This window comes from Desulfomonile tiedjei DSM 6799 (genome assembly GCF_000266945.1).
Classification (GTDB): domain Bacteria; phylum Desulfobacterota; class Desulfomonilia; order Desulfomonilales; family Desulfomonilaceae; genus Desulfomonile; species Desulfomonile tiedjei.
In genome coordinates, this window is sequence record NC_018025.1 from 5,221,890 (window position 1) to 5,245,558 (window position 23,669).

The 23,669-nt window shown below is 50.4% G+C and carries 20 protein-coding genes and 1 other RNA gene; 12 read left to right on the plus strand and 9 right to left on the minus strand.

Annotated features, from left to right (window positions below; genetic code table 11):
• Nucleotides 1-14 precede the first annotated feature (14 nt).
• From DESTI_RS22385 to DESTI_RS22410, 6 genes are all read left to right on the plus strand, one after another.
• On the plus strand, nucleotides 15-791 hold the full coding sequence (locus tag DESTI_RS22385) for a 4Fe-4S dicluster domain-containing protein (RefSeq protein ID WP_014812260.1): 777 nt from the start codon (nucleotides 15-17) through the stop codon (nucleotides 789-791).
• 102 nt (nucleotides 792-893) lie between these two features.
• The gene (locus DESTI_RS22390; RefSeq protein ID WP_014812261.1) at nucleotides 894-2,573 is read left to right on the plus strand and encodes an FAD-binding protein; all 1,680 of its coding nucleotides are present in this window, start codon (nucleotides 894-896) and stop codon (nucleotides 2,571-2,573) included.
• A gap of 48 nt (nucleotides 2,574-2,621) precedes the next feature.
• The gene (locus tag DESTI_RS22395; protein ID WP_014812262.1) at nucleotides 2,622-3,161 is read left to right on the plus strand and encodes a cytochrome c3 family protein; all 540 of its coding nucleotides are present in this window, start codon (nucleotides 2,622-2,624) and stop codon (nucleotides 3,159-3,161) included.
• Between the two features lie 22 nt (nucleotides 3,162-3,183).
• The gene (locus tag DESTI_RS22400) at nucleotides 3,184-3,921 is read left to right on the plus strand and encodes a 4Fe-4S dicluster domain-containing protein (RefSeq protein ID WP_014812263.1); all 738 of its coding nucleotides are present in this window, start codon (nucleotides 3,184-3,186) and stop codon (nucleotides 3,919-3,921) included.
• Complete coding sequence (nrfD, locus tag DESTI_RS22405; protein ID WP_014812264.1) at nucleotides 3,922-4,812, plus strand: NrfD/PsrC family molybdoenzyme membrane anchor subunit; 891 nt, start codon at nucleotides 3,922-3,924, stop codon at nucleotides 4,810-4,812.
• An 11-nt stretch (nucleotides 4,813-4,823) separates the two neighbouring features.
• The gene (locus tag DESTI_RS22410; RefSeq protein WP_014812265.1) at nucleotides 4,824-7,109 is read left to right on the plus strand and encodes a molybdopterin-dependent oxidoreductase; all 2,286 of its coding nucleotides are present in this window, start codon (nucleotides 4,824-4,826) and stop codon (nucleotides 7,107-7,109) included.
• A 373-nt stretch (nucleotides 7,110-7,482) separates the two neighbouring features.
• Here the strand turns inward: DESTI_RS22410 and DESTI_RS22415 are convergent, their stop codons facing one another.
• Nucleotides 7,483-7,812, minus strand: coding sequence for a PilZ domain-containing protein (locus tag DESTI_RS22415; RefSeq protein ID WP_014812266.1), 330 nt, complete (start codon nucleotides 7,810-7,812; stop codon nucleotides 7,483-7,485).
• Between the two features lie 205 nt (nucleotides 7,813-8,017).
• The gene (locus tag DESTI_RS22420; protein WP_014812267.1) at nucleotides 8,018-8,554 is read right to left on the minus strand and encodes a hypothetical protein; all 537 of its coding nucleotides are present in this window, start codon (nucleotides 8,552-8,554) and stop codon (nucleotides 8,018-8,020) included.
• Between the two features lie 152 nt (nucleotides 8,555-8,706).
• Here DESTI_RS22420 and DESTI_RS22425 point away from each other — a divergent pair, with 152 nt between their 5' ends.
• The 3 genes from DESTI_RS22425 (at nucleotide 8,707) to DESTI_RS29310 (ending at nucleotide 12,298) form a co-directional block, all read left to right on the plus strand.
• Nucleotides 8,707-9,450: a 4Fe-4S double cluster binding domain-containing protein gene (locus DESTI_RS22425; protein ID WP_014812268.1), complete on the plus strand. Its 744-nt coding sequence runs from the start codon at nucleotides 8,707-8,709 to the stop codon at nucleotides 9,448-9,450.
• A gap of 33 nt (nucleotides 9,451-9,483) precedes the next feature.
• Complete coding sequence (locus DESTI_RS22430; protein WP_014812269.1) at nucleotides 9,484-10,041, plus strand: NUDIX hydrolase; 558 nt, start codon at nucleotides 9,484-9,486, stop codon at nucleotides 10,039-10,041.
• A 370-nt stretch (nucleotides 10,042-10,411) separates the two neighbouring features.
• Entirely contained in the window at nucleotides 10,412-12,298 is a 1,887-nt protein-coding gene (locus DESTI_RS29310) for a protein kinase domain-containing protein (RefSeq protein ID WP_014812270.1), read from the plus strand.
• Nucleotides 12,299-13,330: 1,032 nt separating this feature from the next.
• On the opposite strand, the gene rny is transcribed toward DESTI_RS29310, so the two are convergent.
• The 7 genes from rny to glmU all read right to left on the minus strand — a co-directional run bounded on the left by rny (nucleotide 13,331) and on the right by glmU (nucleotide 18,637).
• Nucleotides 13,331-14,893: a ribonuclease Y gene (gene rny, locus DESTI_RS22445; protein WP_014812272.1), complete on the minus strand. Its 1,563-nt coding sequence runs from the start codon at nucleotides 14,891-14,893 to the stop codon at nucleotides 13,331-13,333.
• Nucleotides 14,894-15,099: 206 nt separating this feature from the next.
• Nucleotides 15,100-15,281, minus strand: a non-coding RNA gene (gene ssrS / locus DESTI_RS30240) — 6S RNA.
• 8 nt (nucleotides 15,282-15,289) lie between these two features.
• Nucleotides 15,290-15,544, minus strand: coding sequence for a cell division protein ZapA (locus DESTI_RS31825; RefSeq protein WP_041286406.1), 255 nt, complete (start codon nucleotides 15,542-15,544; stop codon nucleotides 15,290-15,292).
• A gap of 68 nt (nucleotides 15,545-15,612) precedes the next feature.
• On the minus strand, nucleotides 15,613-15,834 hold the full coding sequence (locus DESTI_RS22455) for a hypothetical protein (protein ID WP_014812273.1): 222 nt from the start codon (nucleotides 15,832-15,834) through the stop codon (nucleotides 15,613-15,615).
• Between the two features lie 142 nt (nucleotides 15,835-15,976).
• Complete coding sequence (locus tag DESTI_RS22460) at nucleotides 15,977-16,297, minus strand: helix-turn-helix domain-containing protein (RefSeq protein ID WP_041286407.1); 321 nt, start codon at nucleotides 16,295-16,297, stop codon at nucleotides 15,977-15,979.
• Complete coding sequence (dusB, locus tag DESTI_RS22465) at nucleotides 16,294-17,259, minus strand: tRNA dihydrouridine synthase DusB (RefSeq protein ID WP_014812274.1); 966 nt, start codon at nucleotides 17,257-17,259, stop codon at nucleotides 16,294-16,296. The genes DESTI_RS22460 and dusB overlap by 4 nt, the downstream gene beginning before the upstream one ends.
• Nucleotides 17,240-18,637, minus strand: a complete 1,398-nt coding sequence (gene glmU, locus DESTI_RS22470; RefSeq protein ID WP_014812275.1) for a bifunctional UDP-N-acetylglucosamine diphosphorylase/glucosamine-1-phosphate N-acetyltransferase GlmU — start codon at nucleotides 18,635-18,637, stop codon at nucleotides 17,240-17,242. The genes dusB and glmU overlap by 20 nt, the downstream gene beginning before the upstream one ends.
• A gap of 479 nt (nucleotides 18,638-19,116) precedes the next feature.
• Here glmU and DESTI_RS22475 point away from each other — a divergent pair, with 479 nt between their 5' ends.
• The 3 genes from DESTI_RS22475 (at nucleotide 19,117) to DESTI_RS22485 (ending at nucleotide 23,508) form a co-directional block, all read left to right on the plus strand.
• Entirely contained in the window at nucleotides 19,117-19,683 is a 567-nt protein-coding gene (locus tag DESTI_RS22475) for an SLOG cluster 4 domain-containing protein (RefSeq protein ID WP_014812277.1), read from the plus strand.
• Nucleotides 19,684-19,952: 269 nt separating this feature from the next.
• A complete protein-coding gene (locus tag DESTI_RS22480) occupies nucleotides 19,953-21,137 on the plus strand; it encodes a tetratricopeptide repeat protein (RefSeq protein ID WP_041286408.1) in 1,185 nt (394 codons plus the stop codon).
• A 10-nt stretch (nucleotides 21,138-21,147) separates the two neighbouring features.
• Nucleotides 21,148-23,508, plus strand: coding sequence for a heparinase II/III family protein (locus tag DESTI_RS22485; RefSeq protein WP_014812279.1), 2,361 nt, complete (start codon nucleotides 21,148-21,150; stop codon nucleotides 23,506-23,508).
• Nucleotides 23,509-23,669 lie beyond the last annotated feature (161 nt).

Genomic DNA, 23,669 nt, shown 5'->3' on the forward strand with positions numbered 1-23,669 from the left:
AAAGGATTGAAGAAATGTCAACGGCTGTGCAAACGGAAACCGTCCAGGATACTCAGGCAGTACAGACTGAAAGAACAGATCTGGTACCGATCTTTATCATGGGAAAACGGTACAATGTCCCCAGCACGCTAACTATTCAAAAAGCTTTTGAATACGCCGGATATCAGCTCATCCGAAGTTGTGGATGCAGAGGCGGAATTTGCGGAGCATGTGCGACGGTTTACAGGCTTCCCGATAGTCCGAAGATTTACGTGGGACTCGCATGTCAGACGGTGGTTCAGCCGAACATGTACATCGCCATGGTGCCCTTTTTCCCGGCAAACAGGGCCATCTATGACATTGAAGAGATTACTCCCGATACGAAAACATTACTGAAGCTCTATCCGGAATTGGCCAAATGCATGGGATGCAACACCTGCACGAAATCCTGTCCCATGGACGTTCCGGTAATGGAATACATTTCCGCTGCGCTTCGCGGGGACGTTGCCAAGGCTGCCGATCTCTCATTTTCATGTGTTATGTGTGGCATTTGCACATCCCGATGTCCGGCTGAGCTGGCCCAATACCATATTGCGATGCTGTGCCGCAGAATGACAGGGAAATACCTTACACCGCAGGCGCCGCATCTGCCGGAAATGCTCCGTCGGATCGAATCGGGTCGCTACGAAGAGCCGCTTCGTCAGCTCATGACTACAGACCTCGAAACGCTTCGGAAGCTTTACGTGGAACGTCAAATGGAGCCGCATACCGCGGACGAAATGTGGGAACCTGACGACAAGCGTTTTCTCTGAGATAGAGAACGGGCCGGCGATGAGGCATTTCGATCCGGCCGGTGGAACTCTTCACATATTACGGCTTATCGGGCTTATAAGTCCGAAAACCGGAGGCGAAACATGGGATATCCCCAGGAATTGATGGAACTGATCAAGAACGTTGACAGAACGCGGCCTGAACGAGTTGCTCGTAAGAAAGCCGGCCAGGAATTTCGAGCTCTCACTTTGGACGAGCGTAAAGACAGGTTGGAAAAATACCACCCTGACTTTAGAACCGGTGCTCTTCGTGAACTGAAAATAGGTCCGAGCAAAGGCTATGCAATCGCACCGGAAATCGCTGATGTATTCGAGGCCCGAAGCCGCGTGGATCCCGATAAGATCAATTTGAACGAAGTACATTACGAAACCGACGTGCTCGTGATAGGCGGCGGAGGAGCCGGTACTGCTGCTGCTCTCATTGCTCAGGAACAAGGCGCTCAGGTCATTATCGCGACGAAACTCAGGCATGGTGACGCAAACACTATCATGGCCGAGGGTGGTATCCAGGCAGCAACGAAAGCATGGAAGGATTCTCCTTATTATCATTACCTCGACGTCATGGGCGGCGGCCATTTTGAGAACGATCCGGAACTCGTCAAGACCATGGTGACTGAAGCGCCGAAAGTCATTGCGTGGCTGGAAAAACTCGGCTGCATGTTCAACAAATGGGAAGACGGCAAAATGTTTACCTTGCATGGTGCAGGTACGTGCCGCAAACGCATGCATTATGCCGGAGATATGACCGGGGCCGAAATTATGAGGGTGCTCCGGGACGAATGCCGGAACAGGATCAAGCACATCGGGGTGCTGGAATTTTCCCCGGCAGTCGAATTGCTCCTGGATGAGAAAGGCCAGTGCTCCGGGGCGGTTTTATACAACCTCGAAACCGAAGAGTACTTCCTGGTGAAGGCAAAAGCCGTGGTCATGGCTACCGGCGGTTCCGGTCGTTTGCACATGCAGGGTTTTATGACCACCAATCACTACGGAGCGACCGGCGACGGGCTCGTCATGGGCTATCGAGCGGGTGTCGGAGTACGATTCCTTCACGCTACGCAGTATCATCCCACCGGAGCAGTATTTCCCGAGCAGGCGGAAGGTCTTCTCATAACGGAAAAAGTCAGGGGCGCAGGCGCTAACCTGGTAAATATAGACGGTGAGCAGTTCGTTTTCGAGCGCGAGCCTCGCGACATAGAATCTGCAAGCATCATTCGTGAATGCACGAAGGTCGGTAAAGGCGTTCGAGTTCCCGGGCCGCTGGAGAAGTACGGCGTATGGCTGGATTCTCCTATGATCGATCTCCTGGAAGGCGAAGGCACGGTCGAACGCGAATTCCCTGCAAAATTTATCCTTTACAAGCGCTACGACATCGATATTTCCAAACTGCCCATGCTCATCTATCCCACGCTCCATTATCAGAATGGCGGTCTTGCGTATTCCCCGGATGGCGCTACGAATCTTAAGGGTTTCTATGTGGCCGGAGAAGTCGGCGGAGGTGTGCATGGAGCGAACCGGCTCATGGGTAATTCCTTGCTGGACATCACCGTATTCGGACGTCTTGCAGGAAAATCAGCCGGAACCTTTGCCAAGGCAAGAACGGAAGTAGGCAAACTCAGCGTTCAGCACGTGAGAGACTACCACAAAGAACTCGAAGCCTCAGGCATCGAAACGGATCGTGTGTCACCTATGGTGCTTCCGGATTACGGGAACCCTGAAGTCAAGAGTCGTCAGTGGACTACCACGTACGTGGGAACAGTGCGCTAGGAATACTTCCGAATACGGAAGCTTGAACATGAGGAAACAGTCTTTTCTATGAAGCCATTGCCGGAAAATAAAAGCACATCCAGCGCTATCTTTGACTATGTGCGCAAACTCCCGGACCAGTCGCCGTACTGGAGAGTGCAATCGACTGCATGGGGATTGGTGCTTATCCTGGTAGTCGCAGGAGGAGTTCTCTTTGCCGTGCTCGGGTTGTACGGCGTGTACGGAGGCGGGAATCTTGCTTATTCCGGTATTGGATCGCCCGGACCGGTGAAGTTTCGGCATTATACGCACATGACGTTTCAGAACGGAAAGTACAAAGACTGCAAAACATGCCACGACAAGCTGTTTGCGAGTCAGCAATACGGTACGTTCGCGCTGCGGGCTCTTAAGGACTCGCCGGAAAGAAAGGTCCGCATCGGGAAAGATTCCTCTACGTTGTACGTTCCGCTCACGGGAATGACCGATGAAAACGCCTTGATCACGTATGAGGTGCCCAGAGCCTGCGCCACCTGCGCAACAGGAAACTGCCACGACGGCAAGGAATCCTTTAGCAGATTCGAATGCCTGAAATGCCACAAGAGTTACTAACGCGATATTTGAAGGCAAAAGCATGAGCAGCAACTCGCAACCACAGTATGGAATCGATCGCACGGGCGATGCGGTCCAAAAGACCGCCCCGGAGAAGCCCAAGCGCTGGGCGATGATTGTAGATCAGCGCCGGTGCATCGGTTGTCATAGCTGCACCATAGCGTGCAAGAGCGAGAATAATGTTCCTCTCGGATATTGGCGCTCCTGGGTGAAGGGGATCCAGAAAGGCTCCTTCCCTGAAGTGAGCAATATGTTTCTGCGCCGTTTATGCAATCAGTGCGAAGTTGCTCCCTGTGTCCAGGTATGTCCGGTTCAGGCAACTGTACGGAGAGACGAGGACGGCGTAGTCATCATGTACTACGGAAAATGCATCGGCTGCGGCATGTGCATATCAGCGTGTCCGTACGATGCGAGATTCTTCAACCCGGTTCGCCACACTGCCGATAAATGCGATTTCTGCGCTACCCGCGTGGATAACGGTCTACAGCCTGCCTGCGTGGAGGCGTGTGTTTCCCGGGCGCTGACCTTCGGAGACATGAACGATCCTCAATCCGATCTCTCGAAAAAGCTGGCAACCATTCCTACGGGAGTGTTGAAACCGGAGCTTGGGACACATCCCAAAGTGTTTTACGTTCAAGCCGACAATGATTTGATCGGCAGAATCAAATTTTCGGACAATTTCACAGAGCAGGTCATTGAGTATAATCGCAGCATACCGAGCCCGGATGCTTCTTATTGGAAGAACGGAAAAGATAAGTAAATGGAAACCGCGGTTCTGTACAACGTTCCTCACGAAATTCCCTGGAAGATCTACATCCCGTTATATTTCTACTTCACAGGTCTTTCTGCAGGGTCGTTCATCCTTTCCACGTTGTCCACGGTTTTCGGAGTCAAACGGTTCAAGCCTATGGCTCTCCCTGCGGCAATCATTTCCTTCTTCTTGTTGTTGCTCGCGCCGGCTTGCCTGATCCTGGATCTGCATCAGCCCACACGATTCTGGCACACGCTGGTACCCGAGTTTTTCAACAACACCTCCGCGCTTTCATACGGTTCCTGGCTGCTGACACTCTACCCCATTGCGAACCTGGTTTATATCTACTTCATTTTTGTGAAGAACGATCGCATCACGAAGATCCTGGGAACCTTTACCGTTCCTCTGGCCATATTCGTGCATGCGTATACGGGTTTTGCATTCGCCCTTGTACGGGCAAGAGCATGGTGGCATTCCGCTCTGATGCCGGGGTACTTTCTTACTTCCGCTCTACTTTCCGGGATTGCACTGCTCTTTGTCGTGGCTCTGGCCATGGATCGGTTCAGAAAGGAGCCGCTGGAGCTGGAGCTGTACACCAGTCTTCGGTGGATGATGGTCGGGATTCTCCTTACGGATCTTTTCTGGAATGGCAGCTTCTGGTTGACTCTGCTGGTATCCAATGCAGACGGGCATGCCTCGATCCTTTATGCGCTCCACGAGAAGCTCTATCTCTGGGGTGAAGTGATTATGGGAATGCTGGTTCCCCTCGGCATTCTGGTGGTTCCCTGGACCAGAGAAAATAAAGTGTGGGTCTGTCTGGCGTCGATTCTGATCATCTGCGGCGTGTTTCTCATGCGCTATTCCGTAGTGTTCATAGGGTTCGATATTCCGCTGAGCTGACGAAAAAAACTATGAAGGACTATACAAGAAGAGAATTCATCCGATTGGCAACCCTCATGGGAGGTGTATCGCTATTTGCGGGATGCACACTCCTTGGGTCGTCCGAATCGGTCCCGAAATACAGCGAAGGCGCTCCGGGTGTGGATCCTCTGGAAAACACCATCGGAGTGCGCAACGTTTACACGGTCTGCGGAGCATGCCTCGGAAACTGCGGCATATGCTGCAGGGTGGCAGAAGGAACGCTCGTCAAGATTGGCGGTAATCCTTACAATCCTGTTGCCGTTTCATCTCCTTTACCGTTCGATACATCTCTCCAGGAGGCAGCCATCCGATCGGGGGCAGTCTGCGCCATCGGGGGCAGCGGAATCCAAACCCTGTACAATCCCTTCAGAGTAGCAAAACCGCTCAAGAGAGTCGGGCCCCGCGGTTCGGCAAAATGGGCTGGCATTTCCTGGGATCAGGCCATCCAGGAAATCCTGGATGGCGGCGATCTGTTTGGAGAAGGAAAAGTATTAGGGCTCAGAGAGATAAAGCAATCCGGTCAGAATGTGGGATTTCTCGCAGGACGTGCGGACTGGGGTTCTCTGCATTTCATCCGTTCTTTTGTGGATGCTTTTCCCGGAGCAGTTCTCCTTCGCAATCGCGATCAGATGACGGAAGACATCGATAAAGCCGCAATTCAAGCGGTGTTCGGCGGGGGAACAGGTCTTGTGGCACCGGATTACGCATCGGTCAAGTTTCTCCTGAGTTTTGGCGATGCTCCGCTGGATTCGGGAATACCGCTGGTGTCGATAGCCCGCCAGATTGCAGATGCCAGGGTTGGCGAATCGAGCATGAAATGGGCTGTTGCGGACCCGCGACTCTCTACGTCCGGCTCGAAAGCCGATGTATGGCTTCCCGTAATACCCGGAAAAGACCTGGAGCTTGCTTGCGGCATAATGAGATCCCTTGTGGATCGCTATCCGTCCGTGAAGCAGATTCAGGATCTGAAGCTCAAGAGCATGGTGGAAAGCCGAACGGTTGCCGAGTTCGCGGGGGAATGCGGAATCTCTCACCAGTTGATCGATCGCGTTGCAGATCTCTTGGTTCAGGCAGGACCAAAATCCGCGGCAGTGCCGGGGAGAGGTATTCTTTCTGGGAAAGATGGCATAACAGCTGCCAAAGCAGTTTACACTTTGAATACCATGGTTGGATCGGAACCGGGTACTGGTGGACTCATCGCTCGAACAGACGGATTCCTCGAAGAGATTGCGACAGTCAAGCGTGCGATAAAGGAAATTTCCGGGTCGGATAAGACGAAAACCATGAAAGCTCTCCTGAGCTGGCAAGCGGACCCTGCGTACCATGACCCGTATGTGACGGAATTACTTGCCGAAAGAGGCAATCCTGCGCTGTTTGTGGCGATCGACACCGAAATAACCGAAACCACGGCATGTGCGGATTATATCCTTCCGGATACTACCTATCTTGAACGCTATGATATTTGCACCCTGCCTGCTTCAGTCAGCGCGAACGGTATTGGCGTGCGAAAACCGGTTGTCGGAGGATTCGATCCGGAAAAGGGCCGGTATATTCCTATTCTTCCGGAGACCCGGCTCATGGAAGAAATCGTACACCAGATCGGTACCAGTCTGGAGTTGCCGGGATTCGAGGCTCCGAAGAACGAATCCGGAAAGACCTGGTCTGTTCAAGCGTATTACCGGGGAATGCTTGCGATCATATTGGAAAACATGAAGAGTTCCGGATTCCGCATTTCCGGCGATTCCGATGAGGTCGAGAAGGTGCTGGAACGAGGGGGAATTTTCCCTTCACGATCCGCAGTTTCCAGACGGGCCTCCAGCTCCGTGCCTGAATCCCATGTATACTGGCCGGAAGTCCCTCCGCAGCAACCATTGGAGACGGATATTTCGGATGGATTTCTGCTCATTTCTTACACTCTGCCGTTTCACAGACAGCCGGACAGCAGCTTGAACAGTTGGCTCCTGGAAGTTCTACCCGAGAACAAATTGGCTGTGAGTTCGCAAGACGCCGCCAGGCTGAAAATTCGGCAAAACGATACCGTGACGGTTTCGAGCCCGGACGGAAAGATCAAAACAACCTGCAAGGCCCAAGTCTTACCAGGGATGCGACCCGGCGTAGTCGCGTTGGCTCGAGGATTCGGTTACCGGCAATCCGGCGCTGCACGGCAAGTCATAGACGGGATCACGCAAACCGCAGACAGAACCCGAGGTGCAGGAGTGAACCCGGCAGTGCTCCTATCCAAAGGCATACGAAAAGTCAAAATCACCGCCGCGTAAGATTTGGGGAACCTTTGTGTAAAAAGGTTCCCAAAACCCTTCCAAAAACTTTTAACACTGTTTAATTCATCGCTTTTTCTCTCGAAAAAACGATGAATTATAGCAGTTGCCAAAATTGGTGACCTACTGAAGATTAGGAATATTGGTGGGTGCCGTGCCTCCGTGCCGGCACATCTTCAATATGATCAATGATATCGATAGAATGGACCGGCAGGGACGCCGGCCCCTACCAATATCCTGTAATTCGCACGAGGGATAAACGACAGAAGTTTTGGCACTGACTATAAACAAATGCTAGAAGTCCTTGCGAATGGGGTTCGGGCTCCGAGAGACGCGGGGTTTACACGAACGATTTTCCCAGATCTTGCTGCTTCTAGTCCGATAAGGAGAGCATTTCGATTATCTTGAGGAGTTCTTCACGGTCGTGGTCTGAAATTGTAATAATTTCGAATCCGCAGGCGCAGGGTTCATCGTCGGTGGCCGGCCGGCACCATTTGCATTCTGCGTCAAAAGAAAAAGGACGCACATTGTCGAATTGATCTGCTTGAATCATAAAGGTTTTTTTCTGCTGGGGTTTAATACTGATTCCGCTGATTTGGATACCTCTATCGGTTATATCCTGTATGCAGCCTTCGTTCGTGGGGTCGTCCACATCGAAAATGGCAATGTTGAAGACCGGGTATTTTCTGGGCGTTTCCCTCATAGTGCCGAGTCCGCCTCAGGACCGATTCTCCTGGAAGTTCGAGAAAATAGAAGGACACAATCGTCCAGTTGAAATGCTTCTTTCATGAGAGCCTTTCAAGAAAAGAAAAGTCCGGGATGCTTTAGGAACTCGGGTGTCAGTGTTACCTGGCTTACAATCTTTTGCAAACACAACTACTGCTTAGATCCGTTGAGCTCGAATGATCTTACTTGGGCACGCTTTCCGGCAAAACAATCTTGGGACAGATCATTTTCATCACGTTCAAATACGGTCTGATAAGTTCGCCCACCTTGTCCAGGTTGTGACGAGTATCGTCCTGCACAGTTCCATCAGGCTTGACTGATTGGAGCGCTTGTCCAAGCATCCCGGCAATCGGACCGGTAATATCTGTTGATTGCTTCACAGTGTCCGGATCTTTTCCGGCAAACTGCATGATTGCCATGAGAGAGTCCGACCATGATTTGGATAATCGGGATATTTTCTCCTGATCGCTCAAGTTGGGGTCTCTCGACACGGCAATGAGACTATCGATCTGTTTCTGGATATTTTCACAAACTATAGTTTGGCCGGGCTCAGGTTGCATCTGGGCCTGGCAAACCGAAACATGCACCGACAGGATTGCAATGAGCGGCACCAGAAAGAACAGCACGGATTTCACGGAATCGAAGCTTTGAAATTGTTGCGCATAATAATGCGTACGACCTTGTCGCACGGCACGTATTGAGTGAGTATATCGTTTCACTGCAGTAGCTCCCTGTGATGTTGTTCCCACTGTGCCATACGATGAGATACACCGTCAATTTTTTTTGCTCTTTTGCATCGGGTGCAGAATCGGTCGGCTTTACTTTTAGCAGGTATTTGTTAAGACTGTGTCAACTGGATCGGAGGCCTGAATTGAAAACAACTCAACTCAGAAAATTAACCCAGGATTGGGGAGCAGATTTTACCGGAATAGCCGATCTTCAATTGCTCCGTGGCATAAAAACGGAACCCGCGAATCTTCTGGATGGCTATTCTCGCGCGGTAAGCATTGCCGTACGGCTTTCTGACGGAGTTTTCGACGGGATAGTCGATGCACCCACTCCGCTGTACCAGCAGCACTATCTCAAAGTAAACAGTTTTCTCGACGATTTGGCTGTGCGCGTCACGCAATATCTTCAGAAACATGGTGCGAAAGCATTGCCGATTCCTGCATCTCAAGTGCTGGATCGGGTTAACTGGAACTCTTATATTTCTCACAAAGCGGTTGCTCTCGCTGCTGGAATAGGATGGCAAGGCAAGAGCTTGTTGATCGTAAATCCGCAGTGCGGACCCCGCATCAGACTTGTCACCGTCCTTACCGACGCGCTTTTGGAAACTGACGAGCCGCTCAAGAATCGATGCGGAAAATGCACTTCCTGCACGGAAGCATGCCCGGCTCAGGCCATAAAGAACGTCAACACAGAGTACCATTTCCGGGACAGAGATGAAGCATTGCATTTCGAGCGCTGTGTGGAAAAAGTGGTAGATGATTTTGCCAAACGCCCGTTTATAGAGCATCCTATTTGTGGCATATGCATAAAAGCCTGTCCATGGGGAAAAGAAAAGAAGAAGCGTTCAAGAAACCCCAAAACGGAGTCTCTTCTGCCTGCCACGTGATCTATGCTAAAACCGACCATACCTGGAGAATGTATGACCCCACCGGATCGCGAACTCACTTGGAAAGTATTAGATAAAAAAGAAGATAGAAATTATCGCTTGTTTTCCGTGCACATTCATAAAAGTAAGTCACCTCGGACGGGTGATGTTCACGATTTTCAAGTGCTTAACTCGCCGGACTGGGTAACTGTTATCCCGGTTACGGCAGACAATAATCTTGTATTCGTGAACCAATATCGTCACGGCAGTGGAACACTTTCTCTGGAACCTCCCGGAGGACTGGTGAAAGAAGGTCAGACTCCTGAACAGAGCGCACGAGAAGAACTGGAAGAGGAGACAGGATATCTTGCGGATAGATTTGAGCTTCTCGGATGGATGCACCCGCTGCCGGCACTTTTTAATAATAAAATGTACGTGTACTACGCAAAGAATGTCGAGCTTACCGGTCGGATCAATCCCGATGAAACTGAAGAAATACAAACAGTTCTAATCCCGGTTCACGATCTTCCACGTTACATTCAGACAGGCAGAATCAGCTGCGGAATCATGATTGCCGCACTGCATCTGTTCTTAAACAAGCAATTAGTGTAAATCGACGCTGCTTGAACGCTGAACGATTTCACGCAATCAGAAAAGAATGTCTCGCGAAGGAGTCCCTTACCGGAGCCCGTCACCGGTGTTTCCGGTTTTACCCGGCAGTGTAAGAATTGTCTGCACATCAGTCCGATCGTCGCAGACTGCCGGATTTAATTGACAATGTACATATGACCGTCTAAGATGGCTCTGTGTCCTCATGAAACGCGAGTCAGGGGGGACACATTATGATAATTGCTGCCGGCTATGGCGATCTCGGGTAAGAATTAGGCGCGACAAGCTTGTGATATACGTTAATTGCTTTACGTAAATTGTCGAGTCCCATCATTGGCAATATCGTATTAAATTGAATGACAGAGGCTCTTGCATGAACAAGCCGGGAATTCGAGCACCAGGTCATATGCCGCATTCCGACGATTCCTTGGTAAGTTTCCGAAAAGGATCGACATACAAGGAAATGGGATTGCTGAACGAGGCAATTTCAGAATACGAAAAGTGCCTCATAGATCCGGCGTTTAGAATCCGGGCCCTGCGCGAAATCGGCGCGTGCTATTTTGCCCAAAATTCTCCGGAAAAAGCTGAGCGAATTTTCTTACGCGCATTGCTCTATCCTCAAATAACTCCACACGAAAAAGCAAAAATATACGCCGAACTTGCTGAAATCTATGTGAACCAGGGCAAATTCGAGGCCGCGCTGGAAAGATTTCTTCATTTAAGGGATGCAGATCCGGACTATCTGCCCGATCTCGAATCCAAAATTAAAGATCTGTACGAATCTCTTGAATCCACTTTCTGGGAAGAGAGAGAAGATATCGAACCTGTCGACCCGGACAATCCTCCTCAAGCCGGAAATACATTTGAGGACGCAAGAAGAAGTTCGCCCCGGGTGAGGTTTTCCAGCAGGATTTTTTACTCGTTTGACGAAACCAACTGGAGCACGGGATATTCAACCGATATCAGCAAATCGGGCATATTCATACTCACCTACAAGCCCGTTCCCGTGGGAAGTCTGGTTTTCATGAAATTCGAATTGCCGGAGTCCTTTGGGCCGACGCCGCTCAAAATCCTGGGCCAGACTGTGAGGCAGGAATCAAAGAGGCACTCTAAAAACGGCGTTCTCGGCATGGGCATCCAATTTATTTCCGTAGACACCAAATTATCCGAGAAACTTAAAGTCCTGATTCGGGAACTCCAGGAACGTGAGAACCAGGATTTAGCATCCCACAAGGAAATACGGTTCCAATGTGAACAGTGCGGTAGAGTGGTGGGCGCTGAAAAATCCTTTGCCGGACAGTCCATCACGTGTTTTTGCGGAACAGAGCTTTCCGTCCCCTTTGTAGTCCATACTCCCACTGAAAAGAATCCTTTTCAAGGGTATCTTCTTGCAGGTTGCCGAATGGACGGGGTGATTGGTTCAGGTAGTGCAGCTACCGTGTACAAAGGACACCACCTCGCCTTGGATATCCCCGTTGCTATCAAAATACTCAGCTCGATGCAGAAGCGGATCGGCAGCCAAATAGCCAAACGATTTCTCAAAGAAGCGCGGATTATTGCGAGAATCAAGCACGAGAACATTGTTGCAGTAATGAACGCGGGAGTGGAAAACGGGCACAGTTTCATTGTCATGCAGTACGTTGCCGGTCGCAGCCTGGCGCAATTGCTGCAAAGTAAAGAACAGATCGATCTGAATCAGTTTATTCGGCTTTTCCTTGATGTAAGTGCCGCATTGCAGGCTGCTCATGAACACGACGTCGTGCACGGCGACATTAAGCCTGCCAATATACTGATTACTCCTGCAGGAACAGCGATGCTCGTTGACTTCGGTCTGGTAAAGGATCTTAAGTCCTTTCAAGAAGAAAAGACGAAAGGCCTGGCATTGGGAACTCCGCTTTACATGTCCCCGGAACAGGCAAAGGGCGAATACGCTACGGAATTTCGATCTGACATCTATTCACTGGGAGCTACCATGTATCACGCATTGGCGGGTAGGCCTCCCTTCTATGGAATGACGAGCCTGGAAGTGATCAGGAGACAAATCTCCGAGACTCCCACACATATTTCGGAACTCCTCCCTGATGCTCCTCACAGATTGGCCGATCTCATTATGAAAGCCTTGGAAAAAGATCCTGCATGGCGATTTCAGTCGGCTGAAGCTCTGAGACACGAATTACTGAAAATATCGAGGGACGTGGCAATCGATCGATTCAAACCACTTCTGAAGAAGAGGATGAAATCTCCGTCTGAAATAGAATGAGACCAGCCACAATCGAGGAAAATGGCGCTTAAACTTCACTGTGCGTTTGGCTGATAGGTGGAATACCATTTGGCAGTTATGCTCATAAGACTGATTGCCAAAAATCCTTACGGTTATCTCACACTCCAGTTCAACTATCAGTGGGGACCGGCTTCCCGAGACCGTCTCAAAATTCTCGAATGCACAGAACATCGTGCCACGATTCGCCATCGTGGTAGGGATCCCGCGAACACGCGGGATGCCTGCCCTCCCGCAATGACCGGCACGGAGGCCGGTCACTACCGGGCACCCACGAGGGGCGCCCCTCCAGTCAGTCCGGGAAGATGATGAGAATTTCGTGGCACGATCTGGAGTTGATTTTGACTTTTGAGACACTTTCTCTCTGCCGGTCCATTCCATTGACATGATTGAGAATTTTTGAAGATACCGCGGCACGGAGGCCAGTGATACGGACTTGCGATCAAGATAGTTCTCATTGAGGAGAGCACGGACCTACAGGGCAGGTCCGTGGCACCCAAAACCGCCATCGATCCCGCATACATGGGGGTGCCACTGACCTGCGCAGCCAGGTCAGTGCAGTTATATCAGTTGCCAAAATTGGTGACCGATTGAAGATTTAGGAATATTGGTGGGTGCCGTGCCTCCGTGCCGGCACATCTTCAATATGATTAATGATATCGATAGAATGGACCGGCAGGGAGGCCAGTCCCTACCAATATCCTGTAATTTACACGAGGGATAAACGACAGAATTTTTGGCACTGACTATAGCATCTTGAATGCAAAATCGTATGACTACCAATTCCGATGAATCGCTCTTCACTATCCGCGATTACTCTTAGAATCACAAATATTGCAGGGAACGGCTGAAAGCGGAATATCAAGATTTGTGAGCGGGAATTTGAGAAAAACTTCCTGCAGCGATTGTCACGGATGGCGGGGAAACTTTCTTGTGCAGAAAAGGGTACCCGGGGAACTCTTTCAGATAATCGCTCGAATCAGGTTACAAAAAGATTTCCCCGATCTTACCGGGTTAGCGGGCAAACTCCACAGCCCGCGCTTCACGAATGACCACTATCTTAATCTGTCCGGGATAGGACAGTTCTTTTTCGATTTTCTTACGAATGTCGCGTGCAAGGAGAGACAACCCCTCGTCTCCGATATTCGAGTTCTCTACAATGATTCTGATTTCACGACCTGCCTGGATTGCAAAAGATTTGCTGACACCTTTGAAGGAATCGGCAATCCGTTCGAGATCTTCGAGCCGTTTCACATAATTTTCCAGCATTTCTCGCCGTGCACCCGGTCTGGCCGCAGACAGCGTATCCGCAGCCTGCACGAGGACTGCGATCATGCTGGTCGGTTCTTCATCGCCATGATGAGCCGCGATGGCATTCACTATCAGACCCGATTCCCCGTAGCGTCTGGCAATATCGGCTCCGATTACTGCATGAGCACCTTCCACCTCGTGGTCGATGGCCTTTCCGATATCGTGGAGCAGTCCCGCCCTTTTCGCCTTCTTGGGATTCAGTCCGAGTTCAGCGGCCATAATGCCGCTGAGAAAAGCCACCTCAACGGAATGCTGATAGACGTTCTGTGCAAAGGATGTCCTGTATTTCAGCTTTCCCAATAGCTTGATCAACTCCGGGTTGATTCCGTGAACTCCAACGTCAAAGCTCGCCTGTTCGCCCGCTTCGACTATGGCTTCCTCCATTTCCAGAGTGACTTTCTTGACTACTTCTTCAATACGCGCCGGATGAATCCGGCCGTCATTGATGAGCCGTTCCAAAGCCATACGGGCAACTTCGCGACGTATGGAATTGTAACCCGACAAGATGACTGCTTCAGGGGTATCGTCAATTATCAGATCGATTCCTGTGGCGGCTTCTATGGCCCTGATATTCCTGCCTTCCCGGCCGATAATCCTTCCCTTCATTTCTTCGTTGGGAAGATTAACCACTGAAACCGTACGTTCGGCAATGTAATCTGCCGCGTATCTCCCCACAGCCGTAGCGATAATTTCTTTTGCTTTTTTGTCGGATTGAGCGTGGGTTTCTTCTTCTATCTGGCGGATGATACGAGCGCTTTCAATACGCGTCTCATCTTCGACATTCTTCAGGAGGATCTCTTTTGCTTCCTGAGCAGAGAGACCTGCGAGTTGTTCGAGTTTTTCAGCCTGTTTTTTGAAAAGCGCATCCGCGTCTTTCTCTTTATCTTTGGCGCGCTTGAATCCCTGTTCGATATCTTTCTCGTGTTTTGCAATTAAGGCTTCTTTGCTTTCGAGTTGTGAAGCCTTTCGCTCGAGATTCTCTTCCTTCTTTACAAGGCGAACTTCGCGTGCGGATAATTCCGATCGTCGTTCTCTGATTTCATTTTCCAAGTCCGTCCTGGCCTGGAATAGTTTATCCTTGGCCTGGAGAAGGGCCTCTTTCTTGATTGTTTCCGCCTCCTTAGACGCGGTTTTTACAATCTCCTCGGCTTCTGTTTTAGCTGATTGGACCCAACTCTTGTCAAGGAATCTCGCGAGAGCATAACCACCCCCAACCCCGAGGATGACCGCGATAAGGGCTGGAATCAAATAGGGAATCGATTCCACAACCCCCTCCATCTCTATTTATTGCGGGACGGTCAAACAAGAAACCAGTATGGTAGCTCAAAAATCGGAAGACTTGTCAAGGATAAACAGGTGGGCCGTAACCTTTGATGCCCAAATTACGTATATATAGTCCCCAAATCGTCATCCAGAGGTTTCTGTTTATTGTCCCGGTTGTGGTCAAAAGCAGCAACCGGCAAACGTGTGAATAGTCCCCCGCTATCGGCCGTTACAGCGGAACTTTTGAACCTGGTTTCCCAGGTGGGACCCAGACGACTGCTTCAGGCTTCCTGCTTCAATGGCAGGCATGCTCACCACAGCCGGGGGTGGCTCCCATTTTTTGAGTGTTGGCTCAAAAAATTGCCGCCAATCACGAACCAAGCAGGGGACTTAGCGTATTCAAATGACACGATCAATCGATTCGAGAAGCTTTTCGGTTTTTTCCTCCAACTCTCGTATTGTCTGCTCTTTAACCCGTTTATATTGATATAACTCGTCAGTAACGTTTAAGAGGGTCAGTATGACCAGATCTAAGGTTGAGACGACCGCAGCCTGTTTCTCAATCGCTTCGGCCCTCTGTTGAATGAACTCAGCAAGCCTTTGAACGTAACGCCTGTCACCATGCCCTTTTACACTATATTCACGACCAAACAATCGTACTTTGACGGCTTCGGCACTGTCAGACCGATTCTCGGAAGAGACAGAACCATCAACTTCCTGGCTCAGGTGAACGCCTCCAACTTCTCGATAATTCTATCCAGCTTGCCTTTCGCTGCTTTATGGTCCTTTTGGAGTTTCTTGATGGTTCGGTCCAATTCCCCGATTCTCTTATCTCTCTTCTCAAGTTCTCGACCGAACCGTTCCTGTTCTTTCTTGGATTGATCGTTCTGCTCTATTAAATGCATGATCTTCTCTTCGAGAAGAGCAAGCTTATCGGAATCCATCTGAATCTCCTATTGGCTTTTTGAGATCCGCTTTAATTATATTTCTTTAGCATAATGTGTCAAGAAATATCTTGAACCACTCGCTAAAGTTCAACAACGACCGCGGACTTTCGCGAAAAATAGCACATCTAATTCCTGAGAATTAGGCTTCCGTTTCAGTCTTCGGGTATTCTTCGGAATCCACCAATCGCTGAATCTTCCGAGAGAACGTGTTTCGACTCATGCCCAGCAATCGTGCAGCTTGTAACTTGTTGCCGCGACTGCGCTCGAGAACTTTAATGATAAGGCGTTTTTCCACTTCGCCCATAATCAACGGGTGGATTCCTCGAATCTTGTTGTCGACTAAATATTCCACCAGCAAATCAATAGAGTCCGCAATATTCGCATCGAGAACCGTGCGAGGCTTTGGTTCCGCACGAGCCTTTATCGATTTTGGACTCGCATCACTGTTGTCTGGCTTCATGAAATCCCGACCTTCCCAAAAAAATGTTCAGTGCATTGCATAATCGAAGATGGATCGTCCATCTGAAATACCGTTTTGCGATACTCTGCACCCCCGATCAATCCACGAGAGTACCATGCTAAATGTTTGCGCATTCTCAGAACGGCACGGGCTGCGCCCCACCAATTCAGCTCCATTTCGAAGTGATGTCGGATCACCTCAAATATTGTGGTGAACCGGGCAGGTAATCCGCTTGCGAATCCGAACCGTTCCAGAATCTGACCGGGCAGCCATGGCTTCCCCAATGCGCCTCTTCCGATCATGATCCCGTCACATTCGGATTCATTCATCATCGTGACCGCATCCTGGACTTCCATGATCCCGCCGTTGCCGATGACTGGAATATTGACAGCCTCCTTCACTTCACGAATTACCGACAGGGACGGGGGTCCGGAATGCCTGTGAGATCGGCTCCTGCTATGGACAATAATGGCATCGGCACCTTCAGATTCCAGTATCTTCGCCATGTGAGCAGCATTTTGATTCGTGTTGTCCCAACCCGACCTGATTTTCGCCGTGACAGGAATTTTCAGGCATTTGCGAATTGCAGCGACAAGCCGACCTGCAAGGGACGCGTCTTTCATCAGAGCCGCACCTTCACCTCTTCCCACGATCTTTCGGGCAGGACATCCCATGTTCACGTCTACCGCGGCTGCTCCCATGTCCTGGAGCCGTTCCGCAGCGGCAGCCATGAGACTCGGGTCTTTTCCGGAAATCTGGAATATCGTCGGTACCACGTGCCCTTCGAGATCTACGGTGCGAAACTCATTTCTATTTCCAGCGATTGCTGCTGCGCTCAACATTTCAGTCCAGACAGCAGAAACCCCAAAAGATTGTACGAGCGTTCTGAACGGAGTGTCCGTAATTCCCGCCATAGGAGCGAGAAAGACGTTTCCGTACGTTTCAAGATTCCCTATTCTCATCAGGTTCCGTCGATCCTTGGCCTTTTCGCAAGGGATAGATTTTCTGTTTGGTCCTGGATACAGCCAGACTCTTTTCGGGAACATCTCGCGTGATGGTGCTTCCGGCGCCGATCACGCTACCCGGACCGACTTCCACAGGAGCAACGAATTGCACGTCCGAGCCGACGAAACATCGGTCATGGATTACGGTACGGTGTTTTTTCTTTCCGTCGTAGTTGCAGGTAATCGTTCCGCATCCAATGTTGACATTCTTTCCTATACTGCTGTCGCCCAGGTACGTAAGGTGGGAAGCCTTGCTTCCATCTCCGATGACCGACTTCTTCACTTCAACGAAATTGCCGATTTTTGCATTCCTGCCGATCGTGGCTTCGGGCCTTAAGTGCGCCATCGGCCCGACGGAAGTCCCGTCATGCACTTCAGCCCTATCGAGTCTGGACCCCTGCAGTACACGAACTCCATCACCCAACCTGCTATCCAGAATATACACACCTGATTCGATCACGCAATCATCGCCTATTTCCGATAGGCCGCTGATTGTCACATTGGGATGAATAATCGTATCCTGCCCGATTTTGACGCGACTGTCCACATACGCAGTGGTCGGATCGAGGAGAGTCACACCTGATCTCATCAGAGATTCGCGTACGGAGTCCCAGATGATAGTGGAAACTTTGGCTAATTCGGAGCGGGTATTGATTCCTATTACTTCCCGAGAATCTTCCACGAGAAAACCGTGAACGGGCATGCCGTCGCACACAGCTTCCCGTACGATATCGGTCAGGTAGTACTCGTGCTGTGCATTGTCGGAACCGATCCGATCCAGGAGAGAAAACAGCAGTTCTGCACGTACCAGGTAGATTCCGCTATTTATTTCACACACCAGTCTTTGATCGGGTGTGGCGTCTTTTTCCTCAACAATGGCCCGAATCAGGCCGTAGTCATCACGAATAATTCTGCCATAACCCAGCGGATCGTCCATGATCGTGGTCATGACCGTAATCCCCGAGTTGTTGGCTGCATGACACTCTACGAAACGGGACAGGGTTTCCGATCGAATGAGAGGAATATCGCCACAGAGAATCAAGATATGGCCGGTACTTCCCTGGAGCAGATCCCGTGCGGCCATGACGGCATGGCCCGTCCCCAATTGCGGTTCCTGAATGGCATATTCTACGCCGGCGAGTTCGATGGCAGTGATGACTTCCTGAGATTGGTGTCCTACGACAAGAACGATTTTAGCAGCTCCCAAAGCCTGTACGGAATCAAGGACATAGTCGATCAGAGATCTCCCTGCTGCCGTATGAAGCACTTTGCACAGCTTCGATTTCATGCGAGTGCCTTTGCCCGCAGCGAGTATGAGAGCAGTAATGTCATTCATAGGGTAGATAGCTCGTTCAGTTAGATAACAACTTTACAAACTTATCTCTTTTGTCCTTTTGCTGTCAAGCACTGTCTCCTTATACCAGGATGCGGAGCCGTGTTCCAGTGAAGAGCAGGTCCCAGGGTAAAGCTTCAGTTTCGGGCGGTAGCTTGAGAAGTATTTCGTTTTGTTAGCAACCGTTTGCCATGGGAAGAGACTTATGGAGCATGTCATGGCGAGCGTAGCGAAGCAATCCCCCAAATGTGGGCAAGGGAACTTCTGGGTCAGGGGATTGCCACGTCGCTTCGCTCCTCGCAATGACAACCTGGAAAGGTTGCTTCCCCAAATGACTAAAGATTTATACCCCAAAGAGTTTACACCCAGTATGACTGAATATAGTTCTTGGCAATCATTCAAGAATGGTGGTACTGAAGTACGATCTTGTCCGATATGATCCCATGGACTAATTTTGAAAGGCCATATCTGGAGTTGTTGTCATGAGGATACGGCGAAAGTTGAAATATGCAGTACTGGGATCGGCTTCCGTTCCGGACGACTCGCCGGAAATCGCAAAAGCGTATGCCGTCGGCCGGGCAATTGCCGGATTCGGTGCAGTCCTGCTGACAGGAGCCTGTCCGGGATTACCTCAAGCCGCAACCCGAGGAGCCAAATCCTCAGGCGGTATCACCATGGGCATTTCCCCGGCTCAGTCTCTCCACGAGCACAGGACAGTCTATTCATACCCCGAAGAAAGTGATGTAACGCTATTTACGGGAATGGGCAAGAAGGGCCGAAATGTCATTCTTGTGAGGAGCGCAGACGCATGTATTTTTATCGGTGGGGGAATGGGCACCCTAAATGAGTTCACCATAGCATTCGATGACCTCGATACACACTGCGCCATTGGAATTCTATCGGGGACAGGCGGATATTCCGACGAATTCGGCAGGCTTGTTCAAATCGTGGGGAGAACATCGCGAGCGGCTCTGTTCGAACATGCCGATCCTGCAACACTGGTACAAAGCATCTTTCGTCATGTTGATTCGGCTGACGACATATATTGATTCTTGCATTTTCGGCTAGGTCAGCGTTCTAAACTTCGTTTAATCCACATTGTCTTTAAAGGAAATTCCTTCATTTTTCAAGGGCCTGCATTCCGATTAACCTTGACCCGGAAACGAAAACCTGATATATACATATAAGCTGCCTTGAGTAAACATTTTTTTATATACGAGGATGGGCAATGACTTGTGTGAAATGTCCCTGCCTTTCTCGTCCGTGCTCCCAAAGAGACGCGGGCGCCTTTAGGAAATTTGTTTCAGGAGAAGATTTGGTGTCAAAACATCTATGTGCTTCGCTGTTCTTCAGGGTAACACTTCGCACACTTGTAATCATCCTCATTACAGCCGGTTTTTTCATGCTCTCTGCCAGTTCTGCTTCAGCGCAGCTACCGGCGGATTTACGTGATGCTTTGGAGGCTCATAGGGCTGGCAAACTTCAGGAAGCAGTTGAAATTTATACCGAATATCTTGTCAAAAACCCGAAATCAGCGGAAGCCTATAACTGGCGCGGTATGGCGTACGAAGATCTGGGACAGTTGAACAAAGCCCTCGCCGATCTGAATAGAGCCCTGGAACTAAGCCCTAATTACTCCGATGCATACAATAATCGCGGGGAAGTTTACAGAAGACAAAACAAATTTGTTGAGGCGATGAACGATTATCGCAAAGCTACGGAGCTTGAGAAAGATTTTGCCGAGCCTCACTATAATATGGGTTTGATTCTTGAAGCGCAAAAAAAGAATGAACTGGCCATACGAGAATTTGACACCTATTTGAAATTCAAACCGAATGCACCTGATAAACAGGAAATCACTGCTCGCATTGAAGCGCTGAAGAAAACGGCTGCGGCAACACCGGCTCCTCCAGGTACGGCACCGGCACCCAAGGCTCCCGATCAAAAGGCACCTGGAGTGGCACCGAGCCCGCCTGGCGCTCCGAAACCCGCCGGTCCCAGACCTGGACAGGTGCAGATTCCACCCCCGCCACCACCAGGTATCGATCTGGGGATTCCGGGTGTTCCTCCCATTCCTGTGGATATTCTGGCAAGCCTCGATATAGTATCCGCCATTATCTCACTCGTTTTTTATCTTTTTTCCGCTGGAATGCTTTTTTTAATTGCCGTCAAAACGAATACAAGCCTGCCGTGGCTGGCATTCATCCCTATTGCAAACATTATCCTTTGCATCAAAATTGCCGGAAAACCTTTGTGGTGGTTGGCTCTGTTCCTGCTGCCGATCCTGGCGCTCCCGCTTGCCATGCTGATCCCAATGGATCCGACGGAGGGCATCATTGTCGGAGTGCTCACGTTGTTAGTAAGCCTCGTGCCTCTGGTGGTGTGGCTGTTTGTGAGCCTGGGTATTGCATCTGCCAGAGGTAAGTCTGCAGTGTGGGGCGTGCTTCTCTTTATCCCTTGCACCAGTTTTATCGGTCTGGCTTACCTGGGATTGAGCAAGTAGTCGGAACCCCATGCGGGACCCTGATTTGCCGGATGCACACTTTCGCAGAGATCGAATTCTCTCCCGAACGTGCATCGATTTTGAGATCATCGATTCTCCAGCAAAAGGCGCCTCATCAGCAGGCGCTTTTTCCGTTTCAGCCACAGGAATTTTGTCTTTCACCATTGAGCCCGCGTCGACCGATTTCTCGGGTTTCGACACCCTGTCAGTCAACCTACAGAATACTTCACAGGATACCGTTCTTGTAGGCCTGAGGCTTTTTCACGGAACACAAACTCTTTCAGAAAGCGTTTCGTTTTCGGGAGGACGAGAGGAACTGCTTCCGGGAATTCCTGCTTTCTTGAAATTTCCCATCGAGAGCTTCGGAACGTACGGCGAAGCAACTGATTGGAAAGATGTCCGGCGAATTACATTCGTCTTCTGTCGTGAAAAACAATATGCAGGATCTGAACCGGTCAGTATTGTTTTCCGAGGCTTGGAGGGTGAATCCCGTGAGCGCTACTCGGGTCCTCGATTGACTTCCGAAGGATTGCGGCATCTGCGGCAAGATTGCTCCATAGAGAATGCATGTGATGCCAAGGTATTATCGCTGTATCGACAATCAAACCCAGCAATGTGGATTCCTCCTCCTCACAGGTATCCGAAAGAAAACGCCGACCAGGTGCTTCGTGGTGAAATCATGGGATTTCACCTTGGTTACCCTGTAGATTGGGCCTCCAACCCTGAAGGGTCCCTTGAATGGGCTCATTTTCTGCACCGCCATCATTTTTTGCGGTCGCTGGTCATCGGCTGCGCTGAAACGGGAAATCCCGCGTACTCTCGCGCTTTGGAAAATATCGTGAAGGATTGGATCGCTGCCAATCCTGTTCCCATCGGCTCCAATGGGGGAGCCAGTCCTGCGTGGGAGACGCTTTCCGTCGCGTGGAGACTACGAGAATGGCTCTGGGTGGCAGGAGCTACTGATGCGTTTCATGGGTTCCGCCCTGAATCCCAAGAATTGATATTGAGATCGGTCTGGGAACATGCCCGAAGTCTTGTCGATCATCAGGGCCACTCTAACAATTGGATCGTTGTGGAAAGCGCAGCCCTGGCGCTCGCGGGATTGTGTTTTCCCGGTTTCAGGGACGCACGTTCCTGGTGGAAGTCAGGCATCCGGAGATTAGCTATTGAATTTGTGCGGCAGTTTTTCCGGGATGGCGTGCATTTTGAGATTTCTCCCATGTACCACGCTATTTGCTTCCATGCATTGCTCGAGGTTCGGGAGGCTGCCCAAAAAGCGGGAGAACAATTGCCGGAGATCTTCTTCGATCCTCTGGAACGTTGCGGGGAATATCTTGCAGGTCTGTGCAGGCCTGATTTCACATGGCCGTCGCTCAACGATTCGGGATCGATGGACAAAGACTATACTGCCCTATTGCGCAAAGCCGGAGACATGTTCTCCAGACCCGATCTTCAGTGGATCGGAACCAGGGGGACTGAAGGTAGAACTCCGGAATCAGGGTTACGAGTGTTTCCGGATGCGGGTATTGCAGTCATGAGATCCGCTTATGAACCGGATGCTCATTTTGCGGTGTTCCGGGCCGGTCCTGCGGGAGCATCGCATGTGCACGAGGATGTCCTCTCTCTGGAAATAACTGCATGGGGACGTCCAATACTCGTGGATCCCGGAATAACCTCATACGGACCGGAGGCTTTAACCGAGCATTACCGAAGCGGACCGGCTCATAATGCAATTCTTCCGAAAAAAGGATTTCTCCGGTCGAAAGCGCCTTTTGAAACACGGGTAAGACCTGCGGGAAGGAATCTCTCTACGGAAGCAGGAAAGAACTGGCGTTCCGTGACGGGAATCTGTCGCTTCGGAGAGTCAGGAGATCGACAATCCACGATAACCCGCACCATTCTGTTCATTGATTCGACATTCTGGCTCGTGAAGGATACTGTTCGGTGTTCACTACCTGAAGATATTATTGTCTGTTGGCAGTTCGCTCCCGGACGTCTGGAAATATCGGGTCAGTCTCTTGAATTCAGGTGTCCGGAACCTGAGGAGCGTCTTTTCAAGCTGATCCCACTTTTGGGAAAGATGTCCGCAAACCTCCGCTGTCTTACCGGTTCCTTGAATCCACCTGGAGGTTGGGTCTCGACCCACGGCGGTGACGTCCCGGCTCCCTCTTGCGAGTACAGCATGCAGTTTGCGGCCGGTGAATCCAGCGTCTATTGGGCGCTGATTCCGGGACTGGGCGTCATTCAGACAGAAAGGAACGACTGTAACGAAGGAGACACAATTCGTATCAGTCTATTGGATTTTCGATATGAGCTCCGGTTCAGCAGGGATGGTAGGTTATATTGTTGTCGCGTTAGTGGTTATTCTTAATCTTATATCAGTTGCCAAAATTAGTGACCGATTGAAGATTAGGAAGATTGGTAGGTGCCGTGCCTCCGTGCCGGCACATCTTAAATATGATCAATGATATCGATAGAATGGACCGGCAGGGACGCCGGTCCCTACCAATATCCTGTAATTCACACGAGGGA

What these genes read in the sequence shown, in the direction of transcription:
- DESTI_RS22385 (WP_014812260.1), top strand. Translation starts at nt 15, where the DNA reads ATGTCAACGGCTGTGCAAACGGAAACCGTCCAGGATACTCAGGCAGTA.
- DESTI_RS22390 (WP_014812261.1), top strand. Translation starts at nt 894, where the DNA reads ATGGGATATCCCCAGGAATTGATGGAACTGATCAAGAACGTTGACAGA.
- DESTI_RS22395 (WP_014812262.1), top strand. Translation starts at nt 2,622, where the DNA reads ATGAAGCCATTGCCGGAAAATAAAAGCACATCCAGCGCTATCTTTGAC.
- DESTI_RS22400 (WP_014812263.1), top strand. Translation starts at nt 3,184, where the DNA reads ATGAGCAGCAACTCGCAACCACAGTATGGAATCGATCGCACGGGCGAT.
- nrfD (WP_014812264.1), top strand. Translation starts at nt 3,922, where the DNA reads ATGGAAACCGCGGTTCTGTACAACGTTCCTCACGAAATTCCCTGGAAG.
- DESTI_RS22410 (WP_014812265.1), top strand. Translation starts at nt 4,824, where the DNA reads ATGAAGGACTATACAAGAAGAGAATTCATCCGATTGGCAACCCTCATG.
- DESTI_RS22415 (WP_014812266.1), bottom strand. Translation starts at nt 7,812, where the DNA reads ATGAGGGAAACGCCCAGAAAATACCCGGTCTTCAACATTGCCATTTTC.
- DESTI_RS22430 (WP_014812269.1), top strand. Translation starts at nt 9,484, where the DNA reads ATGACCCCACCGGATCGCGAACTCACTTGGAAAGTATTAGATAAAAAA.
- DESTI_RS29310 (WP_014812270.1), top strand. Translation starts at nt 10,412, where the DNA reads ATGAACAAGCCGGGAATTCGAGCACCAGGTCATATGCCGCATTCCGAC.
- DESTI_RS22455 (WP_014812273.1), bottom strand. Translation starts at nt 15,834, where the DNA reads ATGGATTCCGATAAGCTTGCTCTTCTCGAAGAGAAGATCATGCATTTA.
- DESTI_RS22460 (WP_041286407.1), bottom strand. Translation starts at nt 16,297, where the DNA reads ATGAAGCCAGACAACAGTGATGCGAGTCCAAAATCGATAAAGGCTCGT.
- dusB (WP_014812274.1), bottom strand. Translation starts at nt 17,259, where the DNA reads ATGAGAATAGGGAATCTTGAAACGTACGGAAACGTCTTTCTCGCTCCT.
- glmU (WP_014812275.1), bottom strand. Translation starts at nt 18,637, where the DNA reads ATGAATGACATTACTGCTCTCATACTCGCTGCGGGCAAAGGCACTCGC.
- DESTI_RS22475 (WP_014812277.1), top strand. Translation starts at nt 19,117, where the DNA reads ATGAGGATACGGCGAAAGTTGAAATATGCAGTACTGGGATCGGCTTCC.
- DESTI_RS22485 (WP_014812279.1), top strand. Translation starts at nt 21,148, where the DNA reads ATGCGGGACCCTGATTTGCCGGATGCACACTTTCGCAGAGATCGAATT.